Consider the following 18,120-nt stretch of genomic DNA (forward strand, 5'->3'; position numbering starts at 1 on the left):
GGGAGCGTCAGTGAAGGTCGGCTGCATCGGACTCGGCGACATCGCGCAGAAGGCGTATTTGCCGGTGCTGGCCGTGCAGCCGGGGCTCGAACTCCACCTGCAGACCCGCACCCCCGCCACCCTGGCCCGGGTCGGAGACAGCCTCCGCCTGCCCGAGGACCGCCGGCACGCGACCCTCGACGGCCTCCTCGCCCAGGACCTCGACGCCGCCTTCGTGCACGCGGCCACCGTCGCCCACCCCGAGATCGTCACCCGGCTGCTCGAGGCGGGCGTACCGACGTACGTCGACAAGCCCCTCGCCTACCGGCTGGCCGACTCCGAGCGGCTCGTGACGCTCGCCGAGGCGCGGAACGTGTCGCTGGCCGTCGGCTTCAACCGGCGCCACGCCCCCGGCTACGTGCAGTGCGCCGACCACCCGCGCGACCTGATCCTGATGCAGAAGAACCGCGTCGGGCTGCCCGAGGAACCCCGCACGATGATCCTCGACGACTTCATCCACGTCGTCGACACCCTGCGCTTCCTCGCCCCCGGCCCGGTCGCGGACGTGACCGTCCGGGCCCGGGTCGCCGACGGCCTGCTGCACCACGTCGTCCTCCAGCTCGCCGGCGACGGCTTCACGGCGCTCGGCGTGATGAACAGGCTCAGCGGCTCGGCGGAGGAGATCCTGGAGGTCTCGGGACAGGACACCAAGCGCCAGGTCCTCAACCTCGCCGAGGTCGTCGATCACAAGGGCCAGCCGACGGTCCGCCGGCGCGGCGACTGGGTGCCGGTCGCCCGGCAGCGCGGCATCGAACAGGCCGTCCTCGCCTTCCTGGACGCCGTCCGCGCCGGGAAGGTGCTCAGCGCCCGGGACGCACTGGCGACTCATGAGCTGTGCGAGCAGGTGGTACGAGAGGTTGGGCGGCACTCCGGCGCAGCCTGACCGTCCGCACCCCCTCGGCCAGGCAGTACGCGGCCAGCACCAGCAGCGCGCCGTCCACCGGCCAGTCGCCGAACCGCACGAACGGGGTGACCCCACGGGCGATCGGCACCTCGTAGACCCGGGCGGTGCTCGCGTCGGTGCCGAGCCACGGGCCGATGCGCTCGCCGCCCGGTCCGTACACGGCGGACACCCCGGTCAGCGTGGCGTGCACCATCGTCCGGCCGGTCTCGGCGGCCCGGAGCGCGGCCAGCGAGGCGTGCTGCTCGGGGGCCCAGCTGCCCTGGAAGGACGAGGTCGACGACTGGCCGACCAGCACCTGAGCGCCGTCCTGGGCGAGGTGCCGGCTCATGTCGGGGAACGCCGTCTCGAAGCAGATCATCGGTCCGATCCGCAGCCCGTGGCCGACGTCCATCACCACCTGCCCGGTACCGCGCCGCCGGTCCTCGCCGGCCGCCTTGCCGACCGAGGTGGCCCAGCCGAGCAGCGAGCGGGCCGGTATGTACTCGCCGAACGGAACAAGCCGCATCTTGTCGTACCGGTCCCCGGTCGGGCCGTCGGCGCCGACCAGGATGGAACTCTTGTAGATGCCGGGCCGGTCGGAGCGCCGGGCATCCACGTTGACCAGGATGTCCGCGCCGGTCTCGCGGGAGAGGGCGGCGATCCGCCGCGCGAGGTCGGGCCGGTCCCCGAGGTCGTGCCCGACGCTGCTCTCGCCCCACACGATCAGGTCCGGATGCTGCCCCGCCAGCTGCCGGGTCAGCTGCTCCTCCCGGTCGAACCGCCGGTCGCCGCTGTCGGTGCCGTCGACGATGCCGGGCTGGACGACGGCGATCCGGGCGTGACCGTCGACGTCCGGGCGCGGCGACCACACCCAGGCCGCCGAGGTCGCGGCCGCCGTGGCCACCAGCGAGGCCACCGCGGGGAGCCGGGCCTCCCGCACGGACACCAGCACGGTGACGGCGACGTTGACCGCCACCACCAGGAAGCTCAGCAGCCACACCCCGCCGACCGAGGCCAGCCGCAGCGCCGGTGTCATCTGCCACTGGGTGGCGCCGAGCATCCCCCACGGGCCGCCGAGCCCCTGCCAGGACCGCACCAGCTCCACCATCAGCCAGCCCGAGGGCAGCACCAGCACCGCGGCCGCGGCCCGCCCCGGCGACGGCACCCCGCCCAGCAGCCGGTGCGTGACCCACCCCCAGGGCGCCCAGAACACGCTCAGCAGACCGGCGATCAGGAAGATGAAGACGTGCAGGCTCGGCAGCAGCCAGTGGTGCACGGCGACCATGAACCCGAACCCGCCGCACCAGCCGTCGTACGCCGCCCGCCGCCCGGTCGGCGCCGAGCGGGCCAGCAGCAGCCACGGCACCAGCGCGAGGTACGCGAACCACCACAGCGACGGCGCCGGAAAGGCCAGCACCGGCAGCGCCCCCGCGAGCGCCCCGGCGCAGGAACGCCGCCACGGGGAGGTGAGCCAGCGCTCGACGGTCCTCATCCATCGCCTCCTGCCTGCGGGTCCATCCAGTGTGCGGGACCGGGCCGGAGCTCCGACAGGGGGCAGGGGCGCGGGGTCAGTCGGACACTGCCACCGCACGCGGGTCGGGCAGCCTGCGCCACCGCTCCTCGACGACGACCTGACGCAGCCGCCAGCCGTCCCGGGTGCGCAGGAACGCGAAGGAGTAGCGGCCGCCGCACACGAAGTCCGGCGCGGTGGAGGCGGCGTCGCCGCCGGCGAAGCGCATCGGGTTGACGTAGTCGGCCTGCAGAAGGGCGGTGTCGCCGGTGTCGTGGTCCAGGATCCCGAAACGCACCCGGCGGTTGACGATGAGATGCTGCCGCATCGAGAACAGGGTCAGGTTCTCCGCGAGCCACCCGGCCACCTGCGCGGCATCGCCCTCTATCCCGCCGGCGGAGCGGTAGTCGGCCCGCCCGTCCGCCGTGAACAGCCTCCGGTACGCCGCCCAGTCACCGTCGTCGACGGCCATGGCGTACTCGGTGACCATCTCGTCCACGGCCAGCCGGTCCATCACGGTCGCGAGCTCCACACGCTGCGTCATCGGCTCAGTGTTGGGCACCGGGCGGGCGGAGCCAAGGGGCACGGACGATATTCGGTGATGTTCGAACCGGACCGCACGGCCGCCGGGTTGTCCGACGCGTCGTGCCGATGAGTCCTGGGGGGTCCGGCGGTCGTACGGTCGAACCCGATACCGAGGAGGACCCCCGATGCGCAGCGTGACCTATTCGTTGAACGTCTCGCTCGACGGCTACATCGTCGGGCCGGACGGCGACTTCGGCTGGACGGAGCCCGACGAGGAGCTCTTCCGCCTCAGCCACCGACGAGATCCGGGGGCTCGGCGTCCACCTGCTGGGGCGACGGCTGTACGAGACGATGCTGTACTGGGAGACCGCCGACGAGGACCCGGCGCTCGGCTTCTCGACGTCCGAGTTCGCCGAGATCTGGAAGCAGCTCCCCAAAGTGGTGTTCTCGAGCACGATCTCCGCGGTACAGGGCAACGCCCGCCTGGTCTCCGGTGGCCTGGCGGAGGAGGTCCGGCGGTTGCGGGCCGAGCCGGGGGAGGGCGACATCGCGATCGGCGGCGCGGCTCTCGCCGCGGAGGCGGCCGCGCTGGACCTGATCGACGAGTACCGGGTCCGGGTCCACCCGGTGCTGGTCGGCGGTGGCGTCCCGTACTTTCCCCGGCACGAGCGCCGCGTGGACCTCGACCTCGTCGAATCCCGCACCTTCGACTCGAAAGTCGTCTACCTTCGCTACCGCGTGACCCGCCGGACGGCCTGACCGGCAACACCGCCGGTGCCGCGGGACCGGATGGCGTGCGGGGAAGGGGACCGGCGGACCATGCAGGCGTCAGAAGCCCGGCGTGCCGTGGCTGCGGCCGGCTCGACTGCCGTGTCGCTCGGCCTGGCCGCCGACGACGTGACCGTTCTGCAGGACTCCAACAAGCTCACCCTGCGGCTGCTGCCCTGTGACGTGCTGGCCCGGGTGGCACCTGCGGCACAGCAGGTCGCGCGGTTCGAGATCGAGCTCGCCCAGCGGCTCACCGCGGCCGGGTGCCCGGTGGCCGCACTCGAACCGCGAGTGGAGCCGCGCGTCCACGAGCGGGACGGTTTCGAGGTCACGCTCTGGAGCTACCACGAGCCCCTGACACCTCGTCGGGAGATCCCACCGGCCGACTACGCCCATGCGCTTCGCCGGCTGCACGCCGGCATGCGTACGCTCGACGTGCCGACGCCGCACTTCACCGATCGGGTCGAGCAGGCGCAGCGACTCGTGGCGGACCACGACCGCACTCCGGAACTCGCCGACGCGGATCGCGAGCTGCTCGGCGACACGCTGCGGAACCTGCGGCGAGCGATCGGCGAGCACGGCGGCGCCGAGCAGCTGCTGCACGGCGAGCCGCACCCGGGCAATGTGCTCACCACCGGGAACGGGCTGCTCTTCATCGACCTGGAGACGTGCTGCCGTGGGCCGGTCGAGTTCGACCTCGCGCACGCACCGGAGGAAGTCGGCGCGCACTGTCCGGGGATCGATCGGGACCTGCTGCGCCAGTGCCGGCGCCTCGTGCTCGCGATGGTCACCGCGTGGCGCTGGGACAAGGACGACCAGCTCCCCGAGGGGCGTCGGCTGGGCACGGAGTGGCTCGGCCGGATCCGGGCGGCTCGCGGCCTCGGCGGCCCGGATGCCCGGCGCTGACCGGAGAGCCCGTGCCCGTGCGCGTGCCGACGTAAGATCGTCGTCCGGCCGGTTCGAGGAGGTCTGAGATGGCACGTCCCGTCACGGTGGTCACCGGTGGCAGCCGGGGTATCGGCGCGGCGACCTGTCTGCGGCTCGCGGCGGACGGGCACGACGTGGTGATCGGCTACGTCCGGGACGGGGACGCCGCCGAGGCGGTCGCGGAGGGGGTGCGCAAGGACGGGGCGCGCTGCGCCGTGGTCCGGGCGGACACGTCCGTGGAGGCCGAGGTGGAGGGGCTGTTCGACGCGGCGGAGCGGGAGTTGGGGGCCGTCACCGGGCTGGTGAACAACGCCGCCGTGACCGGGCCGTTCGGGCGGCTGGCCGACGCCGGGACCGCGGACCTCCGCCGGGTGGTGGAGGTCAACCTGCTGGGGACGCTGCTGTGTTCGCGCCGTGCCGCCCGGCTGATGACGGCCCGGGGGAGCGGCGCCATCGTGAACGTGTCATCGGCGGCGGCCACCCTCGGCAGCCCCGGCGAATACGTCCACTACGCGGCGACCAAGGCGGCCGTCGACGCCCTCACCGTGGGCCTCGCCAAGGAACTCGGCCCCGACGGCGTGCGGGTCAACGCGGTGGCACCCGGCGTGATCGACACCGAGATCCACGCGGCGATGGGCGACCCGGGCCGGGCCGAACGGGTCGGTCACACCACCCCGTTGGGCCGGGCCGGCCGGCCCGAGGAGATCGCCGCCGCGATCGCCTGGCTGCTGTCGCCCGAGGCCTCCTACACGACGGGCACGGTGCTGCGTGTCTCCGGGGGCCGCTGAACCCCGGCCGGTCAGGCCGCCTCGATGATCTGCTCGCGGATCGCCGCGGCCCACTCGACCACCAGAAGCTCGTACTCCGACCGTTCCTGCGCCGACAGGGTTCCGCCCGCACGCAGCCACAGCGCCCGGATGTGCTCGTTGACCTCGGCAGCAGACCGCACGGAACCAGGGGTTCGGGAATCGGGGGACATGCGAAACAGCGTAGGGGCAAGAGCTGACCGTGCGCCACCGGGCCACTACGCAGACCGTATGGGGTTGGTCACGGGCGGCACGGCGAGCGGGTGGCCGCGCCTTGGCATGTGCCAGGCGTATCGTCGGGGCTCCGGGCGGCCCTTGTGCCCCTGTGCAGGACTTCGCCCTTGCCGGAGCGGGTGCGGTGGCCCCGAATCCCCGGAACACGACGGAAGTCGGGGGTTGGCCGAGATGCGCCGCCCGGCCGTCGTCACCCCGTCGTCACCCCGGCGTCCCCGTCGGCAGCGCCGAGGCGAGCAGGGCGAGCTTCTCGGCGCTGCCGCTCCCCGGGTCCGGGTGGTAGACGACGAGGGTCTGCCCCGCGGCGCCGCTGACGTCGAGCCGCTCCCGGTTCAGCCGCAGCCGGCCGACCCGGGGGTGGTCGACGACCTTGGCCGCGCCGTCGCAGGACGCCACGTCGTGGCGGGCCCAGAGGCGGCTGAAGTGCGGGCTGGCGACGGAGAGTTCGCCGACCAGCTCGATGACACGCGGATCGTCCGCGTCGGTCCCGACGGAGCTCCGGAAGCCGGCGACCATGCCGGCACCGGCCTCCTCCCAGCCGGGGTGCAGGGCCTGCTCGGCGGGGTCGAGGAAGATGTCCCGCAGCCGGTTGGCGCCGACCGAGAAACGCGGTGACAGGGCGGTCGCGAGGGCGTTGACGGCGAGGACGTCGAAGTACCGGCCCTCGACCAGCGCGGGCAGCGGGAGAGCGGTGACGAGCTGGGCGACGCCGGGCGGGACGGTCTCCTTCCGGGCCCGGCGCCGGCGCCTGCGAGGCCGCCCGGCGCCCAGGCGGAGCAGATACGCCGTCGCGTCCTCGTCGAGCCGCAGCACGCGCGCGAGCGACTCCAGGACCTGCACGGAGGGATTGCGGTCGCGGCCCTGTTCCAGGCGCAGGTAGTAGTCGGCGCTGATGCCGGCCAGCATCGCGACCTCCTCCCGGCGCAGGCCCGGTACCCGCCGAACCCCCAGCACGGGGATGCCGACCTGCTCCGGCGTGACCAGCTCGCGGCGGGCGCGCACGTACGAGCCCAGCAGGTTCGGTTCGTCGGTCATCCCGCCACCGTAACGCCGCCGCCGCGCTCGTGCCTGGTCCTGTCACCCCCAGGATCAGCAGGGCTCTGCCCCGTCCCGGGCCGGGCCGCGAGCGTGACGGGTGACAGCGGCGAACCTACCGAGGAGCACGATCATGTCGACCTATCTGCTGGTGCACGGCGCCTGGCACAGCGGGGAGTGCTGGCAGCGGGTGGTTCCCCTGCTGGCGGCGGCCGGACACCGGGTGTACGCACCCTCCCTGACCGGTCACGGCGAGAAGGCCCGTCTGCTCGGTCCGGACGTCGGCCTGGACACCCACGTGGCCGACGTGGTCGGGCTGATCAGGGACGAGGACCTCACCGACGTCGTCCTCGTCGGGCACAGCTACGCGGGGCTCGTGGTCACGGGCGCCGCCAACGAAGTCCCCGACCGCATCGGGCACTTGGTCTACCTCGACGCGATGGTCCCGGAACACGGCGAGACCGCGGCCGACGTCCAGCCCGCGACCCGGGAGCTGATCGACAGGGCCCTCGCGTCCGGCGACGGCTGGCGGGTCCCGCCGCTGCCCGAACTGCCGCCGCCCTACGGCCTGTTCGGGGTGACCGAGCCGGCGGACGTGGCGTGGCTGCGCGGCCTGCTGTCCGACCAGTCGGTGCGCACCCTGCAGCAGCCGGTGCGCGTTGACGATCCTGCCGTGGGCGCGATCCCGCGCACCCACATCCACTGCGTGGCGAACGTCCCGGAGGGCATCGTCCGGCGTCCGGTCCCGGCGGCCCAGCAGGTGTGGGAACTGCCCAGCGGCCACGACTGCATGATCACCATGCCGGCCGAACTCACCGCCCTGCTGCTCAAGCTGGGCTGATTCCGGGCGGAATATTCGCTGGGCCCGGCGACCACCCGTCCATAAGGTCGCCGTATGACGGACGAGAACCAGCGGGCGGTACAGGCGGCCATCGACGCGGAGCTTCGGCTCCTCGACCCCGAGGTGCGCGCCCGCCCGGACCTCGTCCTGGAACTGCTCGATCCGGAGTTCACCGAGGTCGGGGTGTCCGGCCGCCACTGGGACGCGACGTCGATCCTGACGGTGACCAGCGGCGGATCGGTGTCCCCCGAGTCACCGGTCGAAGTCAGCGGGATGTCCGGGACCGTCCTGGCCCCGGGCATCGTGCACCTGACCTACTTCGCGGACAACCAGGGCCGCCGCGCCTGGCGCAGCTCCCTGTGGCGACTCACGGAGACGGGCTGGCGCCTCTACCACCACCAGGGCACCCTGGCCGCCGACCGCGGCTGAGAGCGCGCCCAAGGCGGCTGGGGTGCCCCCAGCCGTCGGCCGGAGGCTGGGGGAGGAACCGCGCGACCGGCTACGACGGTGCGGCAGTCGGCGGACGGCCCGGTGCGGTGTTTCAAGTGGAGCGCCCCCGCGGATTCGGTGACGCAGGCCGCGTGGGGCAGCGCCCCGAGGCGGCGCTGAGGGTGTCCCCGGCGAAGGCTTGGGGAGGAACCGCGCGACCGGCCACGACGGTGCGGCAGTCGGCGGAGGGCAGTTCGCGGCGCCCCCAGCGAAGCGCCTAGCTCGCCGACTCCGCCGCGTGCGGGCTCAGTACGTCCGCCGAGACCAGGGCGATGATGACGACGCCGAGGGCGACGCGGTACCAGACGAACGGCATGAAGCTCTTGTTGGAGATCCACTTCATGAACCACGCGATCACCGCGTAGCCGGACGCGAACGCGATCACCGTCGCGAACAGGGTCGGGCCCCAGTCCACATGGCCGTCGCCCACCGAGTCCTTGACCTCGAAGGCGCCGGAGGCCAGCACCGCCGGGATGGCGAGCAGGAAGGAGTAGCGGGCCGCCGCCTCGCGCTTGTAGCCCATGAACAGGCCGCCGCTGATGGTGGCGCCGGAGCGGGAGACGCCGGGGATCAGGGCGCAGGCCTGGCAGAGGCCGTAGATCAGGCCGTCCTTGGCGCCGAGGTTCTCCAGCGTCTTGCGCTGCTTGGGGGCGCGGTGCCTGCCGCCGGTCTCGTCCCGGGCGGCGAGCCGGTCGGCGATGCCGATGACGACGCCGACGACGATGAGCATGGTCGCGGTGATGCGGAGGTCGCGGAACGGGCCCTCGATCTGGTCCTTCAGCGTCACGCCCAGCAGACCGATCGGGATGGAGCCCACGATCACCAGCCAGCCCATCTGGGCGTCGTGGTTACGCCGCGTCGTCTTGTCGAACAGCGAGCGGAACCAGGCCGAGACGATCCGCCCGATGTCCTTGCGGAAGTAGATGAGCACCGCGGTCTCCGTGCCGATCTGGGTGATCGCCGTGAAGGCGGCCCCCGGGTCCTTCCAGCCGGAGAAGGCCGCGGTCAGCCGCAGATGCGCGCTGGAGGAGACGGGCAGGAACTCGGTCAGCCCCTGGACGAGTCCGAGGACCAGCGATTCAAACCAAGACATGAAGGTACGGCGTCCCAGGGGTGAGGAGGGGGCTGGCGGTCGCGCGGGCACACGCGATCACGCGGGCGCGGATGCTCACACGGCGGTGCGTGAAACAGTCGGGCGCACGTGATCATGCGCGTGCAACCGCAGCGTAGCGGGCCGGGGCGACAGCGGGGACACAGGGGTTCGGCAGGCGGACCGGCGGCCACGGGGTGTTGACCGGTCAAGGTGCCGACGCTTACGTTTCTGCAGGAGAAAGCGCTTGCTCCGCACATCGGGGTGCGTGTGCGGCGCGCTTCGGGCGGGAGTTCGCCCACCGCCGGTACACGCCCGAGGAGTGCTGATCACGTACATGCCCCGCTCCCCCCGCTCCACGGCCCCCTTCGCCGGCCGCCGCGTCCGGGCCGCCGTCGCCGGCGCCATCGGGCGCACCGGCCTGGAGCGGATCACCGCGCCGGACAAGGCGGCGCTCACGGACACCACCGTCCGCGCGGAGGTGTCCGCGTGAGTGACGAACTGCGGATCACCCACACCCACGGCGACCGGGTCACCGTGACCGAGCCGGTCACCGGGGTGCAGCTCTTCTCGTACGTCTACCGGCCCGAGCGGGCCTGGGAGGCGCCGCGGCCCTACCTCCACCCGGTGCGCACCCTCGCCGGGGACGTCGTCACCGACTACCGGCCCAACGACCACCGCTGGCACAAGGGCATCTCCCTGACCGCCTCGCACCTGTCGGGCGCGAACCTGTGGGGCGGCAACTCGTACATCCACGGGAAGGGTTACGTGGCCGTCCCGGAGCGCGTCGGCTCGATGCGGCACGCCGGGTTCGACGAGCTGTCCTCGGCCGACGGTCGCGTAGTGGTCGCGGAGCGGGTGACCTGGCATCCGTACGACGGGACGCTGTGGGCGGAGGAGCGGCGCCGTATCGAGGTCCACGACGTGGATCCCGGCGCGCGGTCCTGGGCGCTGACGTGGACCAGCGCGATCACCAACCGCCGTGCCGAGCCGCTGCTGTTCGGCAGCCCGACCACCGCCGGTCGTGAACAGGCGGGCTACACCGGCCTGTTCTGGCGCGGCCCGCGTGCCTTCCGGGACGGCCGGATCGTCGGCCCGGAGGGCGAGGGCCCGGAGCGCATGGGCTCCCAGTCGCCCTGGCTGGCCCTGTCCGGCGAGCACGACGGCGCCGACGGCCATGCCACCGTCGTCTTCGAACATGCCCCGGAGAACGACCACTTGGGCACCGGCGGCGGCCATCCCGCCCACTGGTTCGTGCGCAACGACCCGTTCGCCGGCATCGCCCCCTCGTGGGCCTTCCACGACGAGCTGGAGCTGGCCCCCGGCGACACCCTCCGGCGCCGCTACCGGGTCGTCGTCGCCGACGGTGCCTGGGAACGCGCGGAGATCGCCGGATACCTGGCGGCGCATCCGTGGTGAGGGCGGGGAAGCGGCTCCTCAGGCGGCTTCCGGCCCGCTGACGGTCCAGCCCGGTGTCTGCGGGTGGGCCGTCGAGTCCCCGTGGCGCACCGGGTCGCCGCAGGCCGCGCAGGTGACGACCGGGGTGAGGGTCTCACCGCAGTTGTGCTCGATCACCATCGGGCGGTCGCCGTCCGGGTGGAAATGGCGGTCGCCCCAGGCCATCAGGGTCAACAGGACCGGCTGCAGTTCGAGGCCCGCCTGCGTGGCCAGGTACTCGAAGCGCTGCGGCCGCTCGCTGTAGACGCGTTTGGTGAGGATCCCCGCGTCGACGAGCCGGCGCAGCCGGGTGGCCAGGATGTCGCGCGGGGCGCCGATGTTGCGCACCAGCTGGTCGAAGCGGCCGTTGCCCAGGCTCACCTCCCGCAGGACCAGCAGGGAGTACTTCTCGCCGACGACCGCCAGGGCGTCGGCGATCGAACACGGGCGGGGGTCCTTGGGGGCGGCCATGGGGCCAGTCTAGTGGAGGGTTGGAATTTCCAACCCTCGGAGTTATGGTGGGTTCGGATTTCCTACTCACCGGTAATCGACACTGGCAATCGAGGTCCCCGAGATGCGTGACGCAGTCATCGTCGAAGCCGTACGCACCCCCGTCGGCAAGGGCAGGCCGAACGGGTCCCTGGCGCACGTCCACCCCGTCGAACTCCTCGCCCACACCCTGCGCAGCCTCGTCGAGCGCTCCGGCATCGACCCCGCCCTCGTCGACGACGTGATCGGCGGCACCGTCGACCAGGTCGGCGAGCAGGCCATGAACACAACCCGGTACGCCCTGCTGTCCGCCGGCTTCCCCGAGACGGTCCCGGCGACCACCGTGGACCGCCAGTGCGGCTCCTCCCAGCAGGCCGTGCACTTCGCCGCGCAGGGCGTCATGTCCGGTGCCTACGACATCGTGATCGCCTGCGGTGTCGAGTCGATGAGCCGGGTGCCGATGTGGTCCAACGTGCCGGCCGGCAAGGACCCCTTCGGGCCCGGAGTCGCCGCGCGATACCCGGAGGGCCTGGTCCCGCAGGGCATCAGCGCCGAGCTCATCGCCGCGAAGTGGTCGATCAGCCGGGCCGAGATGGACGACTTCGCGGTCTCCTCGCACCAGAAGGCGGCGGCCGCGTGGGCAGCGGGACTCTTCGACGCGCAGGTCGCGCCGCTGGACGGGGTCGCCCGCGACGAGTCGGTACGGCCCGGGACCACCGCCGAGATCCTCGCCGGGCTCAAGCCCGCCTACTACGACCCCGGGTTCGCCGAGCGGTTCCCGCAGATCGAGTGGAACGTGACCGCGGGCAACGCGAGCCCGATCAACGACGGCGCGTCCGCGGTGCTGATCACCTCCGGTGAGACCGCGGCGCGGCTCGGGCTGCGGCCACTGGCCCGCCTGCGCGACTTCGCCGTCACCGGCTCCGATCCGCTGCTCATGCTGACCGGAGTGATCCCGGCGACGGAGAAGGTGCTGCGGCGGGCCGGGCTCGGCATCGGGGACATCGACCTGTTCGAGGTGAACGAGGCGTTCTCCAGTGTGGTGCTGGCCTGGCGGCAGGAGACCGGGGCCGATCTGGCGAAGGTGAACGTGCACGGCGGGGCCATCGCGCTGGGGCATCCGCTGGGGGCGAGCGGGACTCGGCTGACGACGACGCTCGTGCATGCGATGCGGGAACGCGGCGCTCGCTTCGGCCTTCAGACGATGTGTGAGGCGGGTGGGTTGGCGAACGCGATGATTCTGGAGGCGGTTCGGTAGGGGGGTGCTGTGCGCCTAGTGGGGTGCCGCTTGGGGTTGTCGGGCGGCCGGCGCGCCGTGGGGGCTGGTCGCGCAGTTCCCCGCGCCCCTTCGGGCGCGCTATCGCTTGGGGCGTAGGTGGTGGCGCTTGCGCCAGGCCACGACTGCTCCGGCCACCGCCGGGACGACGATCGCCGCCACCGAGATCAGGAAGACCGGGGAGGTCGGGGCCGAGGCGCGGGCGCCTGCGACGACGTAGGCGGCGACGTTCGGGATCGAGCCCAGGGCGGTCGCGACCAGGAACGGCGTGCAGCGCATGCGCGAGACGGCGGCCGCGTAGTTCGCGGCCCAGAAGGGAACGCCGGGGAACAGGCGTACCGCCAGCATCGAGCGGAAGCCGTGCTTGCTGAACTGGTTGTCCGCCGCCTTGAGGAGCCGGCCGCGCAGCAGCGGGCGCAGCGCCTCCTGGCCGAGCATCCGGCCGAGCACGAAGGAGATCCACGCCCCGAGCACGGTGCCGGCCATGGCCGCACCCATGCCCAGGGCCGAGCCGAACAGCGCACCGGCCGCGAGGTTCAGGATCGGCCGTGGCACGAACGCCACCGTGATCAGGCCGTACGCCACGGCGAAGACCACCACCGCGGTGGTGCCCGCCACGTGTGGCGGCCAGCCCTGTGTCATCAGCTTCTGGGGCTCGAAGAGCAGCACCGACGCCCCGGCCGCCGCCAGCAGGGCGACGAGCAGGGACAGCCGGGACCACGGCGACAGCAGCACGCGGGTGCAGCGGGCACCGAAGCCCAGCGGAGCGGGCACGGCGATGGTCAGCTCCTGGGCGGCGGGCCGGGGAGAGGCCGTGGCGGTGCCAGAGCGGTTGGCATCGAGCATTCGGTGACACTAACCGAAGCTGATGTGTGATCGCCGTATGGTTCCTGTCCCTTGGGTGAACCGGAGCCGCGGAAAACCGTTCGACGTGGGGCGACGCGTCGGACATGATCTGTCTCATGTTCCGGTTCGCCTTCCTCGTCGCAGCATCCGCAGTCGCGGATGCGCCGAAGGCTGCCGTTCCCGTTCTCACGGCCGCTGTCGACGGCGCCCGAAGCTGACCCTCCCCGGAAAGTCCGGCGGACCCCGCAGGGGGAGGGTCGGGCAGTTCCTCGGGGTCCCCGCTCTTCCTACGGACAAGCTTCGAGGTACAGCCATGCCCAAGACGGCATACGTCCGCACCAAGCCGCATCTCAACATCGGCACGATGGGCCACGTCGACCACGGCAAGACCACCCTGACCGCCGCCATCACCAAGGTCCTCGCCGAGCGCGGCACCGGCACGTTCGTGCCGTTCGACCGCATCGACCGGGCCCCCGAGGAGGCCGCCCGCGGCATCACCATCAACATCGCGCACGTCGAGTACGAGACGGACACCCGGCATTACGCCCACGTGGACATGCCGGGCCATGCCGACTACGTCAAGAACATGGTCACCGGGGCCGCGCAGCTGGACGGCGCGATCCTCGTGGTCTCCGCGCTCGACGGGATCATGCCGCAGACCGCCGAACACGTGCTGCTCGCCCGGCAGGTGGGCGTCGACCACGTGGTGGTCGCGCTGAACAAGGCGGACTCGGCCGACGAGGAGCTGGTCGAGCTCGTCGAGCTGGAGGTCCGCGAGCTGCTCAGCGCGCACGGCTACGGCGGCGACTCCGTGCCCGTCGTACGGGTCTCCGGGCTCAAGGCGCTGGAGGGCGACCCGCGGTGGACGGCGTCCATCGAGGCGCTGCTCGACGCGGTGGACACGTATGTGCCGATGCCGGAGCGGTACCTGGACGCGCCGTTCCTGCTGCCGGTGGAGAACGTGCTCACCATCACCGGGCGCGGGACCGTCGTGACCGGTGCGGTCGAGCGGGGGACCGTGCGGGTGGGGGACCGGGTCGAGGTGCTCGGCGCGGACGTCGAGACGGTCGTCACCGGCCTGGAGACCTTCGGGAAGCCGATGGACGAGGCGCAGGCCGGGGACAGCGTGGCGCTGCTGCTGCGGGGCGTGCCCCGGGACGCGGTGCGGCGGGGGCACGTGGTCGCGGCGCCGGGGAGCGTGGTGCCGGCCCGGCGGTTCTCGGCGCGGGTCTACGTCCTGTCGGGGCGCGAAGGGGGTCGTACGACTCCCGTCTCGACGGGGTACCGGCCGCAGTTCTACATCCGTACGGCGGATGTGGTCGGGGACGTCGACCTCGGCGAGACGGTCGCCCGGCCCGGGGACACGGTGGAGATGACCGTGGAGCTGGGGCGGGACGTTCCGCTGGAGGCGGGGCTGGGGTTCGCCATCCGTGAGGGCGGCCGGACCGTGGGGGCGGGGACCGTGACCTCCGTGGAGTGAGGTTGCGGTGTGCGGGGGGCTGCGGGCCGGTGGGGGCCGGTCGCGCAGCTCCCCGCGCCCCTGGGCAGGCATCGGCACCGCACAATGGAGAAGTGAACGAATCCATACCCGTCGTCCGGGTCACCGGGCACGGGACCGCCAAGCTGATGCCCGACGTCGATCGGGAGCGGGCCTGGTTGCTGACCGTCGACGGGGCGCCGCAGTCGTACGTGGACCTCGACGAGCCGACGCATCTCGAGTTCGAGTACGCCCGGCGGCTCGGGTACGTGCTGGACGCCGTGGCGGAGGCCGGCGTGCCGCTGGACGTGCTGCATCTCGGCGGCGGTGCCTGCACGCTTCCCCGGTACGTGGCGGCGACCCGGCCCGGGTCCCGGCAGGACGTCGTGGACGCCGACCGGGAGCTGCTGGAGCTGGTCACCGAGCATCTGCCGCTGGCGGACGGCACCGGGATCGCCCTGCACGCCGCCGACGCGCGGGGCTGGCTGGAGGCGGCGCCCGCGGATTCGGCGGACGTGATCGTCGCCGACGTCTTCGGCGGGTCCCGGATCCCCGCGCACCTGACCTCGCTGGGGTACGCGCGGGAGGCCGAGCGGGTGCTGCGCGGCGACGGGGTCTACCTCGCGAACCTCGCGGACTCCGCCCCCTTCGGCTTCCTGCGCTCCCAACTCGCCACGTTCGCCACCGCCTTCGAGGAACTGGCGCTCATCGCCGAGCCCGGTGTGCTGCGCGGGCGGCGGTTCGGCAACGCGGTGCTCATCGCCTCGCACCGGCCGGTCGACGCCGGCGCGCTGGCCCGTCGTACGGCCGCCGACGCCTTTCCGGCGCGGGTCGAACACGGGCCCGCGCTGCGGGAGTTCGTCGGCGCGGCCCGGCCGGTCGGGGACGCGGACGCCGTGCCGTCACCCGAGCCCCCCGGCGGAGCGTTCGGCATCGGCTGAGGCGGCCGACGGCCTGGCGGTGACCGGGACCGTGCGGCGGGTGAGGTTGCGTACGTCCGGGACGAGCAGCACCGCGGCCGTGACGGCGACGACCAGGCCCGCGCAGCCCCACAGCGCCGGGCCCCGGCCGAAGCCCTGCTCGGCGGGGCCCGCCAGCGCCGTGGCCAGGGGCAGCAGGGAGACGGAGCCGAACCAGTCGTAGGCCGAGACCCGGGAGAGCTTCTCCTCGGGGATCTCCTGGTGCAGCGCGGTCATCCAGGAGACGCCGAAGACCTCGACCGTCGTGCCCGCCACGAACATCACCGCGCACAGGACTCCCACGGAGACGGGTACCGCGAGCGCCGCGGAGGGGAGTGCCAGCGGGAAGACGCACAGGGTGCCGACGAACAGGAGCCGGCGGGGTTTCCACCGGGTCATCAGCAGGGCGCCGGCCACCGTACCCGCGCCGAACGCGGCCAGCGCCAGGCCCCAGGGGCCCGGTCCGCCCAGGCTGTCGCGGGCGACCAGCGGGCCGTAGACCGCGTCGGCGGCGCCCACCACCGCGTTCGCGATCGAGAACTGCACGACGATCCCCCACAGCCAGGGGCGGCCCGCGAACTCCCGCCAGCCCTCCCGGAGATCGGCCAGCATCCCCCCGCCCGGGGCGCGCGGCGGGATATGGCTGACGTCGAGGAAGGACCGCAGCGCACCGGCCACCGCGAACGCCGCCGCGTCCACCGCCAGGACCCAGCCGGGGCCCACCGCCGCCACCAGCGCGCCGCCCAGGGCCGCGCCTCCGAGGGCGGCGCTCTGCATCGCCATCCGGAACACGGCGAACGCGCGGCCCGCCTGTTCGCCGCTCACCGAGGAGAGCAGCATGCCCTCTGCCGCCGGGCTGAAGAACGCCTGGCCGGTGCCGCCCAGCGCGGTGAGCAGCATCATCTGCCACAGGCGGGGCTCGCCGGTGAGCACGAGGACGGCGAAGGCGCCCTGGGAGAGGAAGTTGAGGGCGTTCGCCGCGACCATCACGCGGTGACGGGGGAAACGGTCCGCCACGGCACCCCCGACGAGCAGGAACAGCACCAGCGGGAAGGTACGGGCGGCGGCCACCAGTCCGACGTCCCCGGCGTCGCCGCCCGCGTCCAGCACCGCGAACGCGGCGGCGATCAGGGAGCCGTTGGCGCCCAGGCTCGTGACGATCGTCGCCGCGGTCAGGAGGCTGTAGTTGCGGCCCGCCCAGGCGGGTCTGCGCAGGCGGGAGGCGGTGCCGGGGGCACCCGGGGAGCCGGGGGAGTCGGAGGCTGAGGTCACCGCCCGACTATCCCTGCCGGGTGCCCGCCTTGCCAATCCGATTCCCGGGAGTCCGGCCGTCGGGCGTCCGGTCCTTCGGCATCCGGCCCTCGGGCGTCCGGTCCTTCGGCATCCGGTGCTTTGGTATCCGGCCCGTCGGTGTCCGGGCCTTCGTCGTCCGGTCCCCGGCGGCGGTCAGCTCCCCGTCGGGGTCCCGTGCAGCCGGACCGTGCTGAGGATCTTCATGATCGTCGCCGTCGGGACCTCACCGTCGACTCCCTGGGCGCCGTAGAAGTCCCAGGACACCAGGTCGCCGGCCGAGTTCTCGAACCCGAAGGTGATCGCCCTGCCGTCGCTCGCGCACTTGCCCTTCTGCGGACTGTTCGTCGAACGCGCCCAGGCGTAGGCGCCCTTGAGCCCCGACGCGGTGGTGTAGGCGGTGGCCTTCTTGTCGTAGGTGATGCTCTTCTTGTCCGGATACGTGTAGCCGCCGTACACCCACCAGGGGACCTCCGTGACGGCCGCGTCGCCCGGGGTCTTCGCGCCGCTCTCGCCCTTGGTGCCCACCCCCGCCAGGGACGTGTCCTCGGTCCTGCCGTCCTTGTCGTCGTCGCTCGTGCACCACTTCGACTTGTACCGGGCGGGCGCCGACATCGTGATGATCGGCTTGCCGTCCTTGTCCTCGAAACCGATGGACGTCCCCGGGGTGAGGACCTCCCAGTCGGCCGGTACGTCGAAGGCCGTCCCCCACTTGGGGTTCACGACGGTCTTCCAGCCCGCGATCGTCGGCTTCTCGGTCTCGCCGCCGCCGCGCGGATCGTCGTCCGCCGGCGCGGAGGCGGAGGCGGTGACGGTGGGCGACTGGCTCACCTGCCGGTTCCCGCCGGTGTCCGCCTTGTCGTCCTTCTTGCCGCCGAGGACCAGGAACCCGGTCACCGCGGCCGCCACCACGACGGCCGCGGCCGCGATGACCGCGACCAGCTTCGTGCGGTCGCCGCCCCCGCCCCCGCCCTGCGGTGGCTGCGGAGCGCCGGCGGGGCCGGGCTGGCCCCACTGCGGCTGCTGCCCGTACCCGCCCTGCGGCGGATACTGCTGGTAGCCGGGCTGCTGATACGGATTCGGCTGCTGGTAACCCGGTTGCTGATACGGGTTGCTCTGCGGGTACTGCTCGCCCCCTGGCGGCTGCTGTTCTGGCCACATGGCCCGTAACCCTAGTGCGGCCCGGTCCGGTCCGCTCC

General features: G+C 72.8%; 19 protein-coding genes and 1 pseudogene. 11 read left to right on the top strand and 9 right to left on the bottom strand.

Annotation, left to right across the window (positions count from 1 at the left end; translation table 11 throughout):
* The first annotated feature begins 10 nt into the window (after positions 1 to 10).
* Positions 11 to 922 carry a Gfo/Idh/MocA family protein gene (locus ACFY0K_RS42290; RefSeq protein WP_390644373.1) on the top strand — a complete coding sequence of 304 codons (912 nt, stop codon included), beginning with the start codon at positions 11 to 13 and terminating at the stop codon, positions 920 to 922.
* Here ACFY0K_RS42290 and lnt read toward each other — a convergent pair.
* Positions 840 to 2,414, bottom strand: a complete 1,575-nt coding sequence (gene lnt / locus ACFY0K_RS42295) for an apolipoprotein N-acyltransferase (RefSeq protein ID WP_390644374.1) — start codon at positions 2,412 to 2,414, stop codon at positions 840 to 842. The two genes, ACFY0K_RS42290 and lnt, sit on opposite strands and share 83 nt — an antisense overlap.
* Positions 2,415 to 2,490: 76 nt before the next feature.
* Complete coding sequence (locus ACFY0K_RS42300) at positions 2,491 to 2,976, bottom strand: nuclear transport factor 2 family protein (RefSeq protein WP_390644375.1); 486 nt, start codon at positions 2,974 to 2,976, stop codon at positions 2,491 to 2,493.
* Positions 2,977 to 3,142: 166 nt separating this feature from the next.
* On the opposite strand from ACFY0K_RS42300, the pseudogene ACFY0K_RS42305 reads away from it, so the two are divergent.
* From ACFY0K_RS42305 to ACFY0K_RS42315, 3 genes and pseudogenes are all read left to right on the top strand, one after another.
* Positions 3,143 to 3,716 (top strand): annotated as a pseudogene (locus ACFY0K_RS42305) (dihydrofolate reductase family protein).
* Positions 3,717 to 3,776: 60 nt separating this feature from the next.
* Positions 3,777 to 4,631 carry a phosphotransferase enzyme family protein gene (locus ACFY0K_RS42310; RefSeq protein WP_390644376.1) on the top strand — a complete coding sequence of 285 codons (855 nt, stop codon included), beginning with the start codon at positions 3,777 to 3,779 and terminating at the stop codon, positions 4,629 to 4,631.
* 68 nt (positions 4,632 to 4,699) lie between these two features.
* Positions 4,700 to 5,440: an SDR family oxidoreductase gene (locus tag ACFY0K_RS42315; RefSeq protein ID WP_390644377.1), complete on the top strand. Its 741-nt coding sequence runs from the start codon at positions 4,700 to 4,702 to the stop codon at positions 5,438 to 5,440.
* 11 nt (positions 5,441 to 5,451) lie between these two features.
* Here ACFY0K_RS42315 and ACFY0K_RS42320 read toward each other — a convergent pair whose 3' ends face one another.
* Together ACFY0K_RS42320 and ACFY0K_RS42325 are read right to left on the bottom strand one after the other, a co-directional pair.
* Complete coding sequence (locus ACFY0K_RS42320; RefSeq protein WP_350778494.1) at positions 5,452 to 5,631, bottom strand: hypothetical protein; 180 nt, start codon at positions 5,629 to 5,631, stop codon at positions 5,452 to 5,454.
* Between the two features lie 262 nt (positions 5,632 to 5,893).
* The gene (locus ACFY0K_RS42325; protein WP_390644378.1) at positions 5,894 to 6,727 is read right to left on the bottom strand and encodes a helix-turn-helix domain-containing protein; all 834 of its coding nucleotides are present in this window, start codon (positions 6,725 to 6,727) and stop codon (positions 5,894 to 5,896) included.
* Between the two features lie 133 nt (positions 6,728 to 6,860).
* Here ACFY0K_RS42325 and ACFY0K_RS42330 point away from each other — a divergent pair, with 133 nt between their 5' ends.
* Positions 6,861 to 7,568: an alpha/beta fold hydrolase gene (locus ACFY0K_RS42330; RefSeq protein WP_390644379.1), complete on the top strand. Its 708-nt coding sequence runs from the start codon at positions 6,861 to 6,863 to the stop codon at positions 7,566 to 7,568.
* A gap of 54 nt (positions 7,569 to 7,622) precedes the next feature.
* Positions 7,623 to 7,997 carry a DUF4440 domain-containing protein gene (locus tag ACFY0K_RS42335; RefSeq protein ID WP_390644380.1) on the top strand — a complete coding sequence of 125 codons (375 nt, stop codon included), beginning with the start codon at positions 7,623 to 7,625 and terminating at the stop codon, positions 7,995 to 7,997.
* A 277-nt stretch (positions 7,998 to 8,274) separates the two neighbouring features.
* On the opposite strand, the gene ACFY0K_RS42340 is transcribed toward ACFY0K_RS42335, so the two are convergent.
* Positions 8,275 to 9,150, bottom strand: a complete 876-nt coding sequence (locus ACFY0K_RS42340; protein WP_390644381.1) for an undecaprenyl-diphosphate phosphatase — start codon at positions 9,148 to 9,150, stop codon at positions 8,275 to 8,277.
* A 334-nt stretch (positions 9,151 to 9,484) separates the two neighbouring features.
* On the opposite strand from ACFY0K_RS42340, the gene ACFY0K_RS42345 reads away from it, so the two are divergent.
* Positions 9,485 to 9,640, top strand: a complete 156-nt coding sequence (locus ACFY0K_RS42345; RefSeq protein ID WP_390644382.1) for a hypothetical protein — start codon at positions 9,485 to 9,487, stop codon at positions 9,638 to 9,640.
* The gene (locus tag ACFY0K_RS42350; RefSeq protein ID WP_390644383.1) at positions 9,637 to 10,566 is read left to right on the top strand and encodes a PmoA family protein; all 930 of its coding nucleotides are present in this window, start codon (positions 9,637 to 9,639) and stop codon (positions 10,564 to 10,566) included. The genes ACFY0K_RS42345 and ACFY0K_RS42350 overlap by 4 nt, the downstream gene beginning before the upstream one ends.
* 18 nt (positions 10,567 to 10,584) lie before the next feature.
* Here the strand turns inward: ACFY0K_RS42350 and ACFY0K_RS42355 are convergent, their stop codons facing one another.
* The gene (locus ACFY0K_RS42355; RefSeq protein WP_390644384.1) at positions 10,585 to 11,055 is read right to left on the bottom strand and encodes a winged helix-turn-helix transcriptional regulator; all 471 of its coding nucleotides are present in this window, start codon (positions 11,053 to 11,055) and stop codon (positions 10,585 to 10,587) included.
* 103 nt (positions 11,056 to 11,158) lie between these two features.
* On the opposite strand from ACFY0K_RS42355, the gene ACFY0K_RS42360 reads away from it, so the two are divergent.
* On the top strand, positions 11,159 to 12,331 hold the full coding sequence (locus ACFY0K_RS42360; protein ID WP_388600783.1) for a thiolase family protein: 1,173 nt from the start codon (positions 11,159 to 11,161) through the stop codon (positions 12,329 to 12,331).
* 99 nt (positions 12,332 to 12,430) lie between these two features.
* Here the strand turns inward: ACFY0K_RS42360 and ACFY0K_RS42365 are convergent, their stop codons facing one another.
* The gene (locus ACFY0K_RS42365; RefSeq protein ID WP_390644385.1) at positions 12,431 to 13,195 is read right to left on the bottom strand and encodes a TVP38/TMEM64 family protein; all 765 of its coding nucleotides are present in this window, start codon (positions 13,193 to 13,195) and stop codon (positions 12,431 to 12,433) included.
* A gap of 313 nt (positions 13,196 to 13,508) precedes the next feature.
* Between ACFY0K_RS42365 and tuf the strand changes: the two genes are divergently transcribed.
* Positions 13,509 to 14,675: an elongation factor Tu gene (gene tuf, locus ACFY0K_RS42370; RefSeq protein WP_390644386.1), complete on the top strand. Its 1,167-nt coding sequence runs from the start codon at positions 13,509 to 13,511 to the stop codon at positions 14,673 to 14,675.
* A 92-nt stretch (positions 14,676 to 14,767) separates the two neighbouring features.
* Positions 14,768 to 15,613 carry a spermidine synthase gene (locus tag ACFY0K_RS42375; protein WP_390644387.1) on the top strand — a complete coding sequence of 282 codons (846 nt, stop codon included), beginning with the start codon at positions 14,768 to 14,770 and terminating at the stop codon, positions 15,611 to 15,613.
* Here the strand turns inward: ACFY0K_RS42375 and ACFY0K_RS42380 are convergent.
* Both ACFY0K_RS42380 and ACFY0K_RS42385 read right to left on the bottom strand, forming a co-directional pair.
* Positions 15,575 to 16,903, bottom strand: coding sequence for an MFS transporter (locus ACFY0K_RS42380; RefSeq protein ID WP_390644388.1), 1,329 nt, complete (start codon positions 16,901 to 16,903; stop codon positions 15,575 to 15,577). The genes ACFY0K_RS42375 and ACFY0K_RS42380 overlap by 39 nt on opposite strands.
* A gap of 174 nt (positions 16,904 to 17,077) precedes the next feature.
* A complete protein-coding gene (locus ACFY0K_RS42385) occupies positions 17,078 to 18,082 on the bottom strand; it encodes a hypothetical protein (protein WP_390644389.1) in 1,005 nt (334 codons plus the stop codon).
* Between the last annotated feature and the right edge of the window lie 38 nt (positions 18,083 to 18,120).

Source organism: Streptomyces sp. NPDC001507, from assembly GCF_042894765.1.
Taxonomy (GTDB): domain Bacteria; phylum Actinomycetota; class Actinomycetes; order Streptomycetales; family Streptomycetaceae; genus Streptomyces.

Coding starts and splice junctions, on each gene's coding strand:
- lnt (WP_390644374.1), bottom strand. CDS start 2,414: ATGAGGACCGTCGAGCGCTGGCTCACCTCCCCGTGGCGGCGTTCCTGC.
- ACFY0K_RS42300 (WP_390644375.1), bottom strand. CDS start 2,976: ATGACGCAGCGTGTGGAGCTCGCGACCGTGATGGACCGGCTGGCCGTG.
- ACFY0K_RS42310 (WP_390644376.1), top strand. CDS start 3,777: ATGCAGGCGTCAGAAGCCCGGCGTGCCGTGGCTGCGGCCGGCTCGACT.
- ACFY0K_RS42315 (WP_390644377.1), top strand. CDS start 4,700: ATGGCACGTCCCGTCACGGTGGTCACCGGTGGCAGCCGGGGTATCGGC.
- ACFY0K_RS42320 (WP_350778494.1), bottom strand. CDS start 5,631: ATGTCCCCCGATTCCCGAACCCCTGGTTCCGTGCGGTCTGCTGCCGAG.
- ACFY0K_RS42325 (WP_390644378.1), bottom strand. CDS start 6,727: ATGACCGACGAACCGAACCTGCTGGGCTCGTACGTGCGCGCCCGCCGC.
- ACFY0K_RS42330 (WP_390644379.1), top strand. CDS start 6,861: ATGTCGACCTATCTGCTGGTGCACGGCGCCTGGCACAGCGGGGAGTGC.
- ACFY0K_RS42335 (WP_390644380.1), top strand. CDS start 7,623: ATGACGGACGAGAACCAGCGGGCGGTACAGGCGGCCATCGACGCGGAG.
- ACFY0K_RS42340 (WP_390644381.1), bottom strand. CDS start 9,150: ATGTCTTGGTTTGAATCGCTGGTCCTCGGACTCGTCCAGGGGCTGACC.
- ACFY0K_RS42345 (WP_390644382.1), top strand. CDS start 9,485: ATGCCCCGCTCCCCCCGCTCCACGGCCCCCTTCGCCGGCCGCCGCGTC.
- ACFY0K_RS42355 (WP_390644384.1), bottom strand. CDS start 11,055: ATGGCCGCCCCCAAGGACCCCCGCCCGTGTTCGATCGCCGACGCCCTG.
- ACFY0K_RS42360 (WP_388600783.1), top strand. CDS start 11,159: ATGCGTGACGCAGTCATCGTCGAAGCCGTACGCACCCCCGTCGGCAAG.
- ACFY0K_RS42365 (WP_390644385.1), bottom strand. CDS start 13,195: ATGCTCGATGCCAACCGCTCTGGCACCGCCACGGCCTCTCCCCGGCCC.
- tuf (WP_390644386.1), top strand. CDS start 13,509: ATGCCCAAGACGGCATACGTCCGCACCAAGCCGCATCTCAACATCGGC.
- ACFY0K_RS42385 (WP_390644389.1), bottom strand. CDS start 18,082: ATGTGGCCAGAACAGCAGCCGCCAGGGGGCGAGCAGTACCCGCAGAGC.